Source organism: Pinibacter soli, assembly GCF_029961145.1.
Classification (GTDB): Bacteria; Bacteroidota; Bacteroidia; order Chitinophagales; family Chitinophagaceae; genus Pinibacter; species Pinibacter soli.
The window spans coordinates 442,464-458,749 of record NZ_JASBRG010000001.1 but is presented as its reverse complement, the minus strand read 5'-3'; the positions used below and the strand labels follow the sequence as shown (position 1 = coordinate 458,749).

The 16,286-nt window shown below is 41.0% G+C and carries 10 protein-coding genes; 8 read left to right on the top strand and 2 right to left on the bottom strand.

What is annotated here, in order from left to right:
• The first annotated feature begins 23 nt into the window (after positions 1–23).
• Complete coding sequence (gene mnmC2 / locus QJ048_RS01770) at positions 24–704, top strand: tRNA (5-methylaminomethyl-2-thiouridine)(34)-methyltransferase MnmC2 (protein ID WP_282332609.1); 681 nt, start codon at positions 24–26, stop codon at positions 702–704.
• Positions 705–889: 185 nt separating this feature from the next.
• On the opposite strand, the gene feoB is transcribed toward mnmC2, so the two are convergent.
• Positions 890–3,007 (bottom strand): ferrous iron transport protein B, encoded by a 2,118-nt coding sequence (gene feoB / locus QJ048_RS01765; RefSeq protein WP_282332608.1) that lies wholly within the window; start codon positions 3,005–3,007, stop codon positions 890–892.
• A gap of 261 nt (positions 3,008–3,268) precedes the next feature.
• Here feoB and QJ048_RS01760 point away from each other — a divergent pair, with 261 nt between their 5' ends.
• From QJ048_RS01760 to flxY, 7 genes are all read left to right on the top strand, one after another.
• Entirely contained in the window at positions 3,269–4,075 is an 807-nt protein-coding gene (locus QJ048_RS01760; RefSeq protein ID WP_282332607.1) for a sterol desaturase family protein, read from the top strand.
• 107 nt (positions 4,076–4,182) lie between these two features.
• Positions 4,183–5,433 carry a DUF2062 domain-containing protein gene (locus QJ048_RS01755; RefSeq protein WP_282332606.1) on the top strand — a complete coding sequence of 417 codons (1,251 nt, stop codon included), beginning with the start codon at positions 4,183–4,185 and terminating at the stop codon, positions 5,431–5,433.
• A gap of 179 nt (positions 5,434–5,612) precedes the next feature.
• On the top strand, positions 5,613–9,482 hold the full coding sequence (locus QJ048_RS01750; protein WP_282332605.1) for a trifunctional MMPL family transporter/lysophospholipid acyltransferase/class I SAM-dependent methyltransferase: 3,870 nt from the start codon (positions 5,613–5,615) through the stop codon (positions 9,480–9,482).
• Positions 9,483–9,622: 140 nt separating this feature from the next.
• The gene (locus tag QJ048_RS01745; protein ID WP_282332604.1) at positions 9,623–11,125 is read left to right on the top strand and encodes a phytoene desaturase family protein; all 1,503 of its coding nucleotides are present in this window, start codon (positions 9,623–9,625) and stop codon (positions 11,123–11,125) included.
• Positions 11,126–11,222: 97 nt separating this feature from the next.
• Positions 11,223–12,893 carry a C45 family autoproteolytic acyltransferase/hydrolase gene (locus QJ048_RS01740; RefSeq protein WP_282332603.1) on the top strand — a complete coding sequence of 557 codons (1,671 nt, stop codon included), beginning with the start codon at positions 11,223–11,225 and terminating at the stop codon, positions 12,891–12,893.
• Positions 12,894–13,041: 148 nt separating this feature from the next.
• Positions 13,042–13,413: a holo-ACP synthase gene (acpS, locus tag QJ048_RS01735; protein WP_282332602.1), complete on the top strand. Its 372-nt coding sequence runs from the start codon at positions 13,042–13,044 to the stop codon at positions 13,411–13,413.
• 2 nt (positions 13,414–13,415) lie between these two features.
• Positions 13,416–14,705 carry a flexirubin biosynthesis putative acyl-CoA ligase FlxY gene (gene flxY, locus QJ048_RS01730; protein ID WP_282332601.1) on the top strand — a complete coding sequence of 430 codons (1,290 nt, stop codon included), beginning with the start codon at positions 13,416–13,418 and terminating at the stop codon, positions 14,703–14,705.
• Between the two features lie 180 nt (positions 14,706–14,885).
• Here flxY and QJ048_RS01725 read toward each other — a convergent pair whose 3' ends face one another.
• Positions 14,886–16,262, bottom strand: a complete 1,377-nt coding sequence (locus QJ048_RS01725; RefSeq protein ID WP_282332600.1) for a LutB/LldF family L-lactate oxidation iron-sulfur protein — start codon at positions 16,260–16,262, stop codon at positions 14,886–14,888.
• Positions 16,263–16,286: the final 24 nt, after the last annotated feature.

Genomic DNA, 16,286 nt, shown 5'->3' with positions numbered 1-16,286 from the left:
TCAGTCATTCAGTTATTCAGTTTATGCTCTCTCCTCAAAGAACAATCCAACTCACAACAGACGGCTCACACACAGTCGCTATTCCTTCACTTGATATTACTTATCATTCAAGGCATGGAGCGATCAATGAATCTTTGCATGTGTTTATTGACGCCGGATTGAACCATTGGTTGGAACAGCATGGCTCGAACCGTGTCCGCATTTTTGAAATGGGATTTGGTACGGGGTTGAATGCCTTGTTAACTTGTATTGAAGCTGCAAAGAATAATCTCAACATTCATTATTCGTCAATAGAACAGTTTCCTTTGGAAACGGAAATTGTTGCTTCATTGAATTATTGTGACGCATTGCAGCGCCCTGATCTTGCAGCACTTTTTACAACCATGCATACCTCCGCATGGAATGAGGAAGTACAGCTTTCTCCTTTTTTCACTTTAAATAAAATACAAGCATCGTTATTAGAACTACAGCCAAAAGAAAAATACGACCTAGTTTATTACGATGCGTTTGCTCCCAATGCACAACCTGAATTGTGGACGGAGGATGTCTTCAAAAAATTATTTGATGCTTTGAATGAGAAGGGTGTGCTGGTTACTTATTGTTCGAAGGGCGATGTGCGAAGAGCATTGATGGCAGCAGGTTTTACCGTTTCTAAAATCCCAGGTTCTCCTTATAAAAGAGAAATGCTGAGAGCCATGAAATGATGGCACACAGATGATTCTGATTAGACTGATTTACACTGATATTTTCCTAATTTACTTGACCGTTAATTAATGCATAAAAGTAAAAAGGTTGAACGATCAGTTCAACCTTTTACTTCAGTAGGCTAGTATCTATTATTTAAAAAAATCAGTGTAAATCTGCTAAATCTGCGTCATCTGCGTGCTCTCTATTTCAGTAGCTCGTACGCCAACCAGCTAACCACATATGCGAGTCCCGTCATGTAAACCAGTTGTATCACGGGCCATTTCCAGCTTCTTGTTTCTCTTTTCACTACGGCAAGTGTACTCATACATTGCATGGCCAGTAAATAGAAGATCATTAGTGACACGCCCGCCGCAACTGTATACACCGGCGAGCCATCAGCTTTTCGTGCAGCTGCCATTTTTTGGCGAAGCAATAAGCCATCGTCGTCATCGCCTACACTGTATAAGGTTGCCATTGTACCAACAAAAACTTCACGTGCGGCAAATGATGTGATCAATGCAATACCGATTTTCCAGTCATATCCCAGCGGAGTGATAACGGGTTCTAATTTTTTTCCCAAGATACCTGCATAAGAATTCTCCAATAAAGCAGTCTTCCTTTGTTTTTCAAGTATGGGAGCGTCAGAAGGATTTGCCTGCTTCATCTCAGCATACTTCTGCTCCACGTTGTGCATACGTTGCGTAGGGCCGTAAGAGCTCAGCGCCCAAAGAATAAGGCTGATCACCATGATCACTTTACCGGCATCTGTCACGAATATTTTAGCCTTGTTTACCATCGTAACGATCACGTTCTTCCAACGTGGCGCACGGTAAACAGGCAGCTCAAGTATGAAGAAACTTTTCTCCTGTATTTTGATGAACCATTTGGCAACATAACTAACAATGAGCGCCATTACAACACCGAGCAAATAAAGCCCCATCATTACCAAACCCTGCACACTTATAATGCCCCAGATTTTTTTTGCAGGAATAACCAACGCGATCAAGATCGTGAACACCGGAAGCCTTGCACTACAGCTCATCAGCGGGGTGATAAGAATGGTAAGCAAGCGTTCTTTTTTATTTTCGATGTTCCTTGCGCTCATGATGGCAGGAACGGCACACGCAAAACCACTGATCATCGGCATCACACTTTTCCCGTTCAATCCAACTTTTCGCATGAGCTTATCTGTTAGGAAGCTGATGCGGGCCATGTAGCCGGTATCTTCCAAAATGGTAATCAAACCAAACAGGATCATGATCTGTGGAACGAAAACCAAAATACCACTCAGTCCAGCCACAATTCCGTTAATGAAAAGATTGCTCCACCACGCTTCCGGAAGTATTTTGCTAAGCCAGCCTCCCAATTCGCCAAAGCTCCACTCAATTGCATCCATCGGAAACTGAGCCAGCCAGAAAACACTTTGGAACAATAGAAACAACACACTCAATAAGATCAGATAACCCCATCGTCTGTGTAGTAAAATCTTGTCCAGCTTTTCGGTAAACAGTGTTTTTTGCAGAGGATCGGGCTCAGAGACATTTACCGCCATTATTTGTTTAATGCGGTGATAACGTTTCATAATTTCATCCGCCTGCGTTTTGGTTGGATTGAATTTATGCTTCGCCTCAATGCTCTCTACAAGTTCTTGCTTGTCATTGTCAAGTGCAAAATTTTCGTGATTGATCAGGTAGTGAATAGACTGATAATCACTCAGTGATGGAAAATGGATCTGAATATTTTCGATTGCATCTTCCGCCAATTCTCTATTGGGAATAAAGTCCCGTGCCGGTGCTTTGTATAATTGCTGTGCAGTTTGAAATAACGCTTTTTTAAGTTGCGGAATTCCTTTGTTTTTGCGCGGGTTCACGGGAATAACGGGAACGCCCAATTCTCTCTCAAGTCCTTCTACATCAATGCTGATACCTTTTTTTTGTGCAAGGTCGAGCATACTCAATGCTACTACCACAGGAAACTTAAGGTCAATGATTTGTGAAACAAAAAGGAGATTTCTTTTAAGATTGCTGGCGTCCGCAAGAAGGATCAGCATGTCTGGCTTAACTTCGTCATCCTGCTCGAGAAGTACTTTATACGTAACCCATTCATCAGCTCTTTTGGGGTAAAGACTATAGGTGCCGGGCAAGTCGATGATATTCGCTACCGTGCCCGGGGCAATTTCACAGTTGCCGGATTTTTTATCGACCGTAACACCCGGAAAGTTGCCAACCTTTTGATTCAGCCCCGTCAACGTATTGAAAAGTGAGGTTTTCCCACTATTCGGATTACCAACCAGGGCTATATTAACGTTTCTCTTTTGCAATGCTATTCCTATAAGCCTGCAAATTTACAGGTGAAAAAGTTACTGATTGTTACGAAATCGGGAAGAGAGTGGGAAGAGAGGCCGCAGATTTTTATGATTTTCATGGTTTTTCAAGATTTTTTGATTTGAAATTTGAGATATGAGATTGCCTGGCGCCAAAATCAATATCCAGTTTTAAGTCTCAAATTTCAAATCATAACAAATCATGACAATCATGAAAATCTGCGTTCTTTCTCTAATTTTATACACAAATCCAATTATATGCATTGGACAGACTATTTCATTCACCTTTACCGCATTGGGTTTCGCTATTTTGAGGTAGCAGGGATCGGCTTTATTATTTTTTATCTGCTTTTTCGAAGAAGAGTCAGCTACAAAAAGATCCAGCTGAAATTTCCCAAAAACAATGATTACTGGAGAGAGGTTCTATTTTCTGCCATCACCATCTGTATTTTTGGAGGCGTTAGCGTGCTATTGCTAAAAAGCCCGATAACACCGCACACAACACTTTACAAAAACATCGAAGATCGTGGCTGGTTCTATTTCTTCGCCATTTTTCCAGTGATGTTCATAATGCATGACACCTATTTTTATTGGATGCACAGGGCCATGCATCACAAGAAGGTGTTCAAATTATTTCACCTTGTACATCACCGTTCCACCAACCCCTCACCGTGGGCGGCATATGCATTCCATCCGTTGGAAGCTGTCGTGGAAGCGGGCATTTTCCCTATTTTTTTGTTTACACTTCCCATGCACAGGCTGCATTTTTTCCTGTTCTTTTTTATGTCCATCATTTACAACGTGTATGGGCATCTAGGGTTTGAATTGTATCCAAAAAGTTTTAGCAAGAGCCGCGTTGGCAAATGGATAAATACGTCTGTGAGCCATAATCAGCATCATCAACATTTTAAAGGTAATTACGGCTTGTATTTTCTTTTCTGGGACAGAATAATGGGCACGCTGCGCAAAGATTATGATGAACAATTTGCTGAGGTAAAAGGCAGAAAAACGGTGCAAACAATAATTTCTCCTGTTTCCCACGAATCGATTGAGGTAACAGCCTGAAAAACATTGCCTGAAGTGCATAAAATCGTTCATGAACTGCGGCGTGGAAATGACGGACTATCAACCCTTTCGCTTACATTTGCGGTTACGCAAACATTTAAATTGTTGTGAAGAGAAACGAGATGGAAAGCCTGTTACAGCATCAAAACCCTAACCCGATTACAGCTAAAGCATTGTTTAAAAAACAGGCAGATATTCTCGGTGCATGTGTTCTGATTCCTACCTACAATAATGCCCACACTTTAGAGCAGGTCATTACCGATGTGCTCGAATATACCGATCACGTAATTGTGGTAGACGATGGTTCTACAGACGATACAAAAAAAATACTTCAATCATTTTCTCAGTTAAAGGTCATCAGCTACTCGCCAAACAAGGGCAAGGGCTGGGCTTTGCGTCAAGGCTTGAAATACGCAGCAGAAAGCGGCTACAGATATGCAATCACAATTGATTCCGATGGGCAACATTTTGCAAAGGATCTTCCTGTGTTTCTGGAAAGAACAGAATCCGAACCAGATGCGCTTTTGATTGGTGCACGCAACATGGACCAGGCAAGCGTGCCCGGCAAAAGCAGCTTTGGCAATCGGTTCTCGAGCTTTTGGTTTCGGGTGGAAACGGGCATTAAAGGACCAGATACGCAATCGGGGTACCGCTTGTACCCATTGAAGCCTTTAGGTAAAATGCATTTCTTCACCCGTAAGTATGAATTTGAAATCGAAGTGTTGGTTCGTGCGGCATGGAAAGGAGTAAAGATAGACTGGGTGCCCGTTTCCGTGTATTACGCGCCCAAGGAAGAACGCGTTTCCCACTTCAGGCCCTTTAAGGATTTCTTTCGCATAAGTGTTTTGAATACCGTTCTTGTACTGATCACGTTCCTTTACATCAAGCCCCGTGATTTTGTGAAAGGGATATTTGATTCGCAAAAAAGAAAACAGGTTTGGAACGATTACTTTTTAGTGCCCGGAGAAAGTGATGAAGTGAAAGCAATGTCAATAGCTTTTGGTGTATTCATGGGCATTGTTCCCATTTGGGGCTTTCAACTGGCTGTGGCTGTTTTTCTTGCGATACTTTTTAAGTTGAATAAACCGCTGGTAATTGTTGCGGCGAACATCAGCATTCCGCCAATGATTCCGTTGATCATTTTTACAAGTATAAAAACCGGCGCATTGTGGATGGGGAAAAATGCAATCGATATTTCATTTACAAAAAGCATTTCATTGCTCACAATTCAACAAAGCCTGAAGCAATATATTGTTGGAAGTATAACGCTGGCAGTAGTTGCAGGAGTGTTTTTTGGAGTGCTGTCTTATGCTTTATTGAAAATTAAAACATTGAAAGCGCCAAAACAGAATGCTTAAAAAAACAAACAAACGAATATTGCTTGTCATCCCGAGGAACGAGGGATCTGAGAGACCGCTCAAACAAAGTGCCCGTGCAAGGCGCAGATCCCTCGTTCCTCGGGATGACAAGCGGTTTTTGTCCACTATTGCAAACTACACCTCAAACTCAATTTGACTTTCGATTCTAACATACATCTATGGAGACTTTTTTCTTAGCCATATACAAATTTTTTGAAAAACGCAGAGCTGTGCTGTTTGCATTGTTGATCGTGTGCTTTGGTTTTATGGCATGGTTTGCTTTCAAAGTAAAATTTGAAGAAGACATTACCGCGATTTTACCTAAAGACGCGAAAACCCAAAAACTCAACGAAGTTTTTCAAAACTCCCGTTTCATGGATAGGCTGGTGATAACTGTTTCACTCGCTGATACCACCAAAGAACCACAGCCTGACAGTCTCGTTGCCTATACGGAACGTTTCATAGAAAAGGTAAATGCAGATCTTCAACCTTATGTAAAAAAGATAGATGACAAAGTAAATGATGAACTGGTGATGCAGATGTTTGACAACATTCTGAATCACTTACCGGTTTATCTTACCGACAAAGACTACGAATCGCTTGACACGCTGATCACGAAGGATGCAGTAAAAAAGAATCTTGAACAAAACATAAAGACGCTAAGCTCGCCTGCCGGGTTTGCACTAAAAAAGGTGATTGCCGCTGATCCTTCAGGTATTTCATTTTTGGGTTTAAAAAAATTACAGCAACTACAATACGACGATACTTTTGAACTGTATGACAGCTACATAATGACAAAGGATAAAAAGCACTTGTTGTTTTTTATCACACCCTCAAACCCTCCGAGCAACACAGGAAAGAATGCCATATTGTTGAAGGGTTTGGATAAAATATCTGATTCACTTTCTGCTGAATTTAAAACTGTCAGTTCTTCCTGTTTTGGAGCAACGGCGGTGTCTGTGGGCAATGCGCAGCAGATACGCAAAGACAACTTATTTACACAAGGAATCACTGTTGTATTCCTGGTAGTGTTTATTGCATGGTATTTCAAAAAGAAGCGGGCACCGTTTTTAATGATGTTGCCAGTTGCGTTTGGAGCATTGTTTGCTTTGATGTGTTTTTATTTTCTTAGAGGGCACATTTCAGTGATCGCTTTAGGTACGGGCTCGGTGGTATTGGGAGTTGCGATCAATTATTCCATGCATGTTTTCAATCATTATCGACATGCAGATAATATCCGCGAAGTGATTAAGGATCTGGCATTGCCGATGACCGTTGGCAGCGTGACTACTATTGGAGATTTCTTTATCCTGCAATTTGTAAAATCAGATCTTTTAAAAGATCTCGGTTTGTTTGCTGCGTTCAGTTTGATTGGTGCCGCACTTTGCTCGCTTATATTTTTACCTCATTTAATTGCAAGCAGGAAAGAAGACAATGCGCATCACCACGAAGCCCCAACATGGCTCGATAAGATTGCTTCTCGCAATGTCAGATTTAGCAGGAAGTTTATTTTGCTAATCGCTATTCTTACCGCAGGGTTTTTATACACAAGCCGCTATGTGAAGTTTGAAACGGACATGAGCCACATGAATTACATGCAGGAAAAGTTGCAGAAGGCAGAGGCGCAATTAAATGCGATCAATGCACATGCGCTGCAATCTGTGTATGTCGTTTCCACCGGAAAAAATCTGGATGAAGCGTTATCAAAGAATGAGGAGGCAGTTAAGGAACTGGACAATTTAAAACATGAAGGTGTTATCAGCAGGTATGCAGGTGTTTCTTCGGTAATCATTTCTGATGCCTTGCAAAAACAACGAATAGCAAAATGGAACGCTTTCTGGACGCAGGGAAAAAAGCAACAGCTGTTGGCAACATTGCAGCAAGAAGGTGCATCCCTGGGATACAAAGCAACAGCTTTTGATAATTTCAATAACAACCTGCTGAATAAAAGTTTTGTTCCGGCCAATGAGAAAGATTTGGATGAAGTTCGAAAAAATTTCCTTTCCGATTATGTGATCGAATTGCCTGAAAAAACAATGGTGGTAAACCTTGTGAAAACTGATAATGAACACAAGAAGGCTATTTACAACTCGTTTGACAATAAAAATGGTATCACTGCAATCGACAAACAGTACCTCACCAGCAAGCTCGTTGAAAATGTAAGACTTGATTTTAACAGCATTGCATGGATGTCATCTATACTGGTATTTTCGATGTTGCTCATTACTTACGGCCGCATAGAACTGGCGCTCATCACTTTCATTCCAATGGTCATAACATGGATTTGGATATTGGGCATCATGGGGCTTTTCGGCATTCATTTCAATATCATTAACATTATTATTTCCACACTGATATTTGGCCTGGGCGATGATTACAGCATCTTTATAATGGATGGTTTGCTGCAGGAATATAAGACAGGTAAAAAAGTGCTGGCTTCATACAAGTCATCTATTTTCCTCTCTGCCATCACAACCATTGTTGGTTTGGGAGTGCTGATCTTTGCAAAGCATCCGGCGTTAAGATCTATCGCATTAATTGCTATTATCGGTATTTTATGTGTTGTAGTTATCTCGCAGATCTTAATACCGTATCTGTTCAATTTGCTCATCAGGAATAGAACTTCCAGAGGATTGTTCCCATGGACAGCGTCAGGAATTTTCAAAACGGGTTTTGCATTTCTGTACTTTATGTTTGGATGCCTGCTGTTGACAATCATTGGCGTTGTTTTAATGAAATGGAATCTCTTTGGGAAGAACCGTTCGAAGATAATGTACCACCATGTGATACGTCGCTTTTCATGGTCGATCATGTATATAATGGGCAACGTAAAAAAGAAGATCATCAATCCGCTTAAAGAAGATTTTAGCAAGCCCGCTGTCGTTATCGTAAATCATCAATCATCGCTTGATATATTGCCGATGATGATGCTGAGCCCTCGCATTATATTGGCTACCAATAAACGTGTTTATCATTCGAAGTTCTTCGGTGCGGCTATCCGAATGGCCGGTTATCATCCGATTTCTGAGGGCGCGGAAGTGAGTGTTGAGCAGCTGGAGGAAACAATAAAAAAAGGTTACTCCATTGTAATATTTCCCGAAGGCACACGCTCTGTTGACGGCAATTTAAAACGCTTTCACAAAGGCGCTTTTTTCCTTGCTGATAAATTGCAGCTCGATATTTTGCCAATCCTTATGCATGGAACAGGCTATACACTGAGCCGCAATGATATCTTTCTGAAGGACGGAACGGTGACCCTGCAATATCTGCCACGCATTACCCCGCAGGACAAAAGCTGGGGCGACAATTATGCTGCCCGCGCAAAAAAAATAAGCAGCTATTTTAAAAAGGAGTACCAGGACCTGCGCCAGCAAACAGAAACACCGGCATATTTCAGAAAACAGCTGATTAACAACTATATTTACAAAGGGCCGGTGCTGGAATGGTACATGCGCATTAAAACCAGGATGGAGAACAATTACGAGTTGTTCAACAACCTGGTGCCAAAATCGGGCAAAGTACTCGACGCCGGTTGCGGCTACGGCTTTATGTCGTACGTGCTGCACTTCACTGGCAAGGACCGTGTGATAACCGGAATTGATTATGATGAGGAGAAAATAGAAACAGCCAATCATTGTTTTAGCAAAAATGAAAACATCAATTTTGTATACACAGATGTTTTGAAATTTGAGTTTGAAAATTATGATGCGATCATTTTAAGTGACATATTGCATTACCTGCTACCAGATGAACAAAAAATGATTATTGAAAGATGTATTCATCATTTGAACGAAAATGGTGTAATCATCATAAGAGATGGAAATAAAGATTTAGAAGAAAGACATAAGGGAACAAAACTAACGGAACTGTTTTCTACCAAATTGATCGGCTTTAATAAAACATCCGGCAACGGGTTGTCGTTTTTATCGGGCAAAACAATTCATGCAATTGCAGAAGCAAAAGGCATGAGTTGCGAAGAACTTGATAACACAAAGCTGACATCGAATGTGGTGTTTGTGATGAGGAGAAAATTAATAATTAACAATTAATAATTAAAACGGGCAACACCTTGACAAAATGTAACACAAACCTCTTTAGAAGTGGGACGGCTATATTCAATATTGAACGCAAGCCTATTAATTGTTAATTATTAATTGATTCGTGTTCTTGCAATAAAATTAACTTACCAATGTACGACGTTATAATCATAGGAAGCGGAATGGGAGGACTGACTTGCGGTGCGTTGCTCAGCAAGGAGGGCTTCAATGTGTGCGTACTTGAAAAGAACAAACAGATAGGCGGTTGTCTTCAGACGTTCGTAAGAGAAAGAGTGATCTTTGATTCTGGCGTTCATTATGTGGGTGGCTTAGGCAAAGGACAAAACCTCCACCAGATATTCAAATACCTCGGTATAATGGATAAGCTAAGGTTGGAGAAACTGGATGAAGACGCGTTTGATTATATCGTGTTTGAAAATGATGACAACAAATATCCGATGGCACAGGGATATGAAAATTTTGTGCAACAATTGCTAAAATATTTTCCCGACGAAGAAATTGCCATTCGAAAGTATTGTGATAAAATGCAGGAAGTGTGCAGGAAGTTTCCTCTTTATAACCTAAAGTTTGATGAAAACTTTGAGAAAGGAGAGGTGATGCAACTTGGTGCGAAGGAGTTCATTGAATCGATAACAAGCAATACACGATTGCAGGAAGTATTGGCTGGTAATAATGTATTATATGCGGGGCTGCCCGACAGGGCTCCTTTTTATGTTCATGCGCTTGTTTTGAACAGCTATATTGAGGGCTCGTGGAAATTTGTGGACGGCGGCTCACAGATCGGCAAATATCTTGTACAGATAATTCGTGAAAATGGCGGCGACATAAAAAGAAATTGCACTGTAACAGAGATTGTTGAAAAAAACGGCGTTGCGGATCATGTAGTGCTGGACAATGGTGAGACGCTTTTTGCAAAGAACTTCATATCAAACGTTCATCCGTACAACACATTGAAAATGCTGAAAACGGAGTTGATAAGAAATGCATATAGAAGCAGAATCGGTTCATTGGAAAATACAATTTCATGCTTTATTATAAATATTGTTTGCAAAAAGAATTGTTTCAAATCCTTTAAACATAATATCTACTTCAACAAAGAAGGCGCCGTTTGGGATAGCTGGAATTATACTGATGAAGAGTGGCCGAAAAACTATGGTGTATTCGCGTCCTCATCATCAAAGAACCATGAGTATGCCGAGGGGCTGACATTATTTACTTATATGCAGTATGAAGAAGTGAAAAAGTGGGAGAATACTTTCAATACCGTTTCCAAAGAAGACGACCGTGGTGCAGAATACGAAGCGTTCAAGAAAAGAAAAGCAGAGAAGTTGATTGATGAAGCCGAGAAAAAAATCCCAGGTTTGAAAGATTGCATACAATCGTATTATACTTCTACTCCGCTAACCTACAGAGATTATATAGGCGGTGATGATGGCTCCCTGTACGGCATTATCAGAGATTATAAAGAGCCGTTGAAAACTTTTATTTCACCAAAAACAAAATTGCCCAATCTGTTTTTTACCGGTCAAAATATTTCCATGCATGGAATTTTGGGAGTTACAATCAGTGCACTGGCTACATGCTCGTCGCTGGTGAATATGCATGAAGTGTTGGAAAGGATCAGAAGAAGTTGATACCCGCTAATTAAAAAATCAAAATTCAAAAGGCAAAAAAATGACTTGAAGGAGCCTGCAACTTTTTTACTTTTGAATTTTTACTTTTGAATTTAACATGAACGTACTTAAGAAGATATTTAAGATACTCGGTTACACACTACTTGTGTTGGTCATTCTATTGTTGGCAGGATTTACTTATTTGGTGGTTGTTGCAAAAGAACCCAATCCTAAAATAAGTGATGCTAAAGTAGAGACATTGCAACGCATGGAGAAAGAAGGGTTGTATTACATCGACAATAACTGGTTCCGCAAAAGCAAAAGCGGTTTGTATGAAATGTATGTTGAAGGCGAACCATTCGAACGCGGAGTAGTTAACGGCAAGTTGTCAAAAGAATTAATACAAAGACAGGAAGATGTTTTTGTGAGCCAGATAAAGAAGATGATTCCATCTACTTTCTATTTGCATTTCCTCAAATACTTTATTGGATGGTTCAATCGTGACCTTGCAAAGAATGTAAAAGAGGAATACAAAGAAGAAATTTATGGCGAATCGTTAGCAGCATCGACGGAGTATGATTATATCGGGACGAATTATCAACGCATCTTGAATTACCATGCTGCACACGATATCGGCCACGCGTTGCAAAGTATGGCACTTGTCGGTTGTACCTCATTTGGAACATGGGGTTCTGCATCTGCGGATAGTACGATGATTATAGGAAGAAACTTTGATTTTTACATGGGCGATCAATTCGCAGAGGATAAGATCGTGTCGTTTACAAATCCCTCGCAGGGACACAAGTTTATGACGGTGACCTGGGGCGGCTTTATTGGCGCGGTTTCCGGCATGAATGATCAGGGCCTTACCGTAACAATCAATGCAGATAAAACAGCTATCCCTGCTGGCTCTGCTACGCCTGTTTCTTTAGTGGCAAGAGAAATTTTACAGTACGCAAAAAATATTCAGGAGGCATATACCATTGCTGCGAAAAGGAAAATGTTTGTTTCAGAAGCCTTCCTTGTTGGCTCAGCATTAGATAACAAAGCAGTGATCATTGAAAAGACACCGGAGCAATTGGCGATGTACGATCCTAAGAAAAATTACATTCTTTGTGCCAATCATTTTCAAAGTGATTTGTTGGGGCAAACGAAAGAGAACAAGGAGCAGAAGGAAAAAAGCGCATCAGTTTATCGCTACGAAAGACTAACAGAGCTGATGCAAAATAATGGCCCTAACACGGTTCAAAAAACCATCAATATTCTGCGCGATCAAAAGGGTTTGCATGGTGCGAATATTGGAATGGGCAATGAGAAGGCGGTCAATCAATTGATTGCGCATCACTCGATTGTTTTTGAGCCACAGAAAAGATTAGTATGGGTTTCTTCTTCGCCATGGCAGCTCGGGCAGTTTGTGTGTTATGACTTGAACAAAGTCTTTGCAATGCACGGCATGAAAGACAATCATGAAATAGTTGATAGCGCATTGACTGTTCCTGCTGACAGCTTTATAACCACAAGCGCTTACAAAGATTTTGTGCTGTACAGGAGTTACAAGCAACGCGTAGCAGACAAAGAAAGTATTAACGTTGATAGCTTAATTACAAGTAACCCCGAATATTATCATACATATGTAATTGCAGGAGATTATTTGTTTAAACAAAAGAACTTTGCAAAAGCAAAAGAAGAATACACGATTGCATTAACAAAAGTGATTGCAACGAAACAGGAAGAGGAACATATACGCAGACAGATTGCGAAATGCGAGGAGGAATTGGCACACAGATGACGCTGATTTAGCAGATTTGCGCTGATCTTTGATTTGATATTTCAGATTAATGTACGGCTTTAAATCTCAAATAGATTGTTTGCAAAACATCTGCGTTAATCAGCTAAATCACGTCATCTGCGTGCCAAAAGCATCAAAAAATAAAACCATGATACACGGCGTAGGTATCGACATAATAGAAGTAGATCGTGTTACTGAAAAGATCAGTAAGGAGAACGGGTTTCGTGAACTGGTGTTCTCGCAGGGAGAAATTGTGTATTGTGAAAGTAAGGCGCATAAGTTTGAGCACTACGCAGCAAGATTCGCCGCAAAAGAAGCTTTCCTGAAGGCTATTGGTACGGGTTGGTTTGGCAATGTTGTATTCAATGAAATAGAAGTAATAAACGATGAACTGGGTAAGCCGACTATTCAATTGCTCGGCAACACAAAAACTTTTTTAGAGAACAAAAATATTAACCGTATTTCTTTGTCGATGTCACACTTGAAAAGCGTAGCATCGGCGGTGGTAATTATCGAATAAATATGTACTCAACAGAAACAGCTTTCGCATCTACAGAATCAATCGATATAATGCAGTTGGAAAAATTGCAGGAGATATTGGCCTATGTCAACCAGCACTCTGCTTTTTACAAGGAGTTATTTGCGAAGCACAATATAAATGTGCAAAAGATAGATGCGCTTGAAAAATTGCAATTGCTTCCTGTAACGGAAAAGGAAGATGTGCAACAACGCAATTGGGATTTTCTTTGCGTGGACAAATCAAAGATCGTTGAGTATACCGCAACTTCCGGAACACTTGGGAAACCAGTAACAATCGCGCTTACAGAGAATGATTTGGAGAGATTGGCTTATAACGAGTACTCCTCTTTTTTATGTGCCGATGGCTCTGAAAGCGATGTGTATCAATTGATGCTTACCCTCGACCGGCAATTCATGGCGGGCATGGCTTATTACAGTGGCATTCGCAAAATGAATGCGGGCATGATACGCGTAGGTCCCGGAGTACCTGCAATGCAGTGGGACATCATTCAACGCCTGCAGCCAACCGCACTGGTAGCGGTTCCTTCGTTCATTGTGAGATTGATAGAATTTGCAAATGAAAATGGCATCGATATCAACAGGTCGTCTGTAAGAAAAGCAATTTGTATTGGTGAAAATTTGCGCAACGGTGATTTTTCTTTAAATACCCTGGGCAAAAAGATCACAGATAACTGGAACATTCAGCTATATTCCACTTACGCCAGCACAGAAATGCAAACGGCCTTTACAGAGTGCAAGGCTGGCAGAGGCGGGCACCACAATCCTGAATTGGTTATTATAGAATTGCTTGATGAAAACAATCATCCTGTTGCTGACGGAGAACCAGGAGAGGTGACCATTACAACTTTAGGTGTAGAAGCAATGCCGTTGATCCGTTATAAAACGGGAGACATCTGCCGCTATGAAAAAACGCCTTGTTCCTGTGGACGAAATACCTTGCGTTTGTCCCCGGTTATTGGTCGTAAAAAACAAATGATCAAGTTTAAAGGAACCACTTTGTATCCTCCGGTGTTGTTCGATATCCTTGCCTCTATTGATGAGATAAAAGATTATGTAACGGAAGTTTCTACCAACGCCATCGGCATGGACGAACTGCTGATTCACGTGTTGCCTGCCAATTATTCTGAAGAAAACGACAGAAAGATTCGTTCACTCTTACAAGCGAAACTCCGCGTCATTCCATCGATCAAATATGCATCCGCGCAAGAGATCCAGCGCATGCAATTTGTGGAAGGCGGGAGGAAGGTGGTGCGCTTCATTGATAGAAGATGAGGGCAAATGTGGAAATGTGAAAATATGGAAATTTGAAAATGCGGGTCATGCAGTTTTCGTGAACAAAATCTTTTTCCATGAGATTCTCATTAATTAATCTAATTAAGAAAATTAGCAAGGTAGCACTTCGTCAACACCGCTACACAGAATGAATTTTCACATTTCCATATTTTCACATTTTCAAATTGTCTTGCCTTGCTTCCACAGCTCATTAAAAGTCTTTCCAGAAAAATCCAGATCAGCCCGTTGACCCGTCCAGCCTTTGAAGACTTTGTTTACCATCCAGTTCTTCATTTTCCTGTTGCCCATGTTCATCATGTTGCGGTGAAGGCTGGCTTGTTTCCACATTTTCCAGGCAATTTTTTCACCCCATTTGGCATCGCCTTCTTCAACAGCTTCGTATCTGTTTTCAAGCAATAATTCGTGAAGATTGATCTTAACAGCACACACTTCAGTGCAATTGCCGCAAAGAGAAGAAGCATAGCTTAAATGCTTCCATTCATTCATTTCTTTTAAGTGCGGAGTGATTACAGAACCGATTGGTCCGCTGTAAGTGGTTTCGTAGCTATGGCCGCCAATATTTTTATAAACAGGGCAGGCGTTAAGGCAGGCGCCGCAACGAATGCAGTAAAGGCTTTCGCGGGTTTTAGGATTGGCCAGCAAATTGGTGCGGCCGTTATCAAGCAATATCACATACATTTCTTCAGGGCCATCTGTTTCACCCTCCTGGCGCGGTCCTGAAACGATTGTATTGTAAGAAGTGATTTTTTGTCCCGTACCAAAAGTTGCCAGCAAAGGCCAGAAAAGACCAAGGTCGCCCATGGAAGGAATTACCTTCTCAATGCCCACGATCACAATGTGCGTTTTTGGCCATCCGCAGCTCAATCTTCCATTTCCTTCGTTTTCCGTGATGGCAATGCCGCCAATATCGCTAATGATGAAATTTGCGCCTGTAACGCCTATTTCCGCCTGTACATATTTTTCGCGGAGTTTTGCTCTTGCTACAAGAGTGAGTTCTTCAGGAGTAAGCTTAGGATCGGTGCCGAGTTTTTCTGAAAAAAGTTTGGCCACATCCTCTTTGCTTTTGTGCATCGCCGGAGTTACAATGTGGTAGGGCGTTTCGCCGTCCAGTTGTTGTATGTACTCGCCAAGATCGGTTTCTACACTTTCAATATTTTTTTCGTGAAGAAATTCATTCAGCTTAATTTCTTCGGTCACCATACTCTTGCTTTTTACAATCGTCCTACAATTTTTAGCAAGGCATATCTGGTAAATTTCGTCAAGCGCCTGTTGGGTGTTTTCTGCCCAAATTACTTTGCCTCCACGTTTGGTAAGATTTGCCTCAAATTCTTCGAGTTGTTGATCAAGCGTCTCAATGGCTCGCCACTTCAGGTTCTTAGCCCGTTCTCTTGCAGTGTTTACATCAGAGAATTGTTTTTTGCCGACCGGCACCACAGAGTTATATTTTCCAATATTAAAATTGATCTTTCTTCTATGGTCAAGATCGGCAGCTTTGATGGTACTTTTGGCTATAAATGAGGACGCATGTTCTGACATGGGACAAAATTAATGATGAATTAT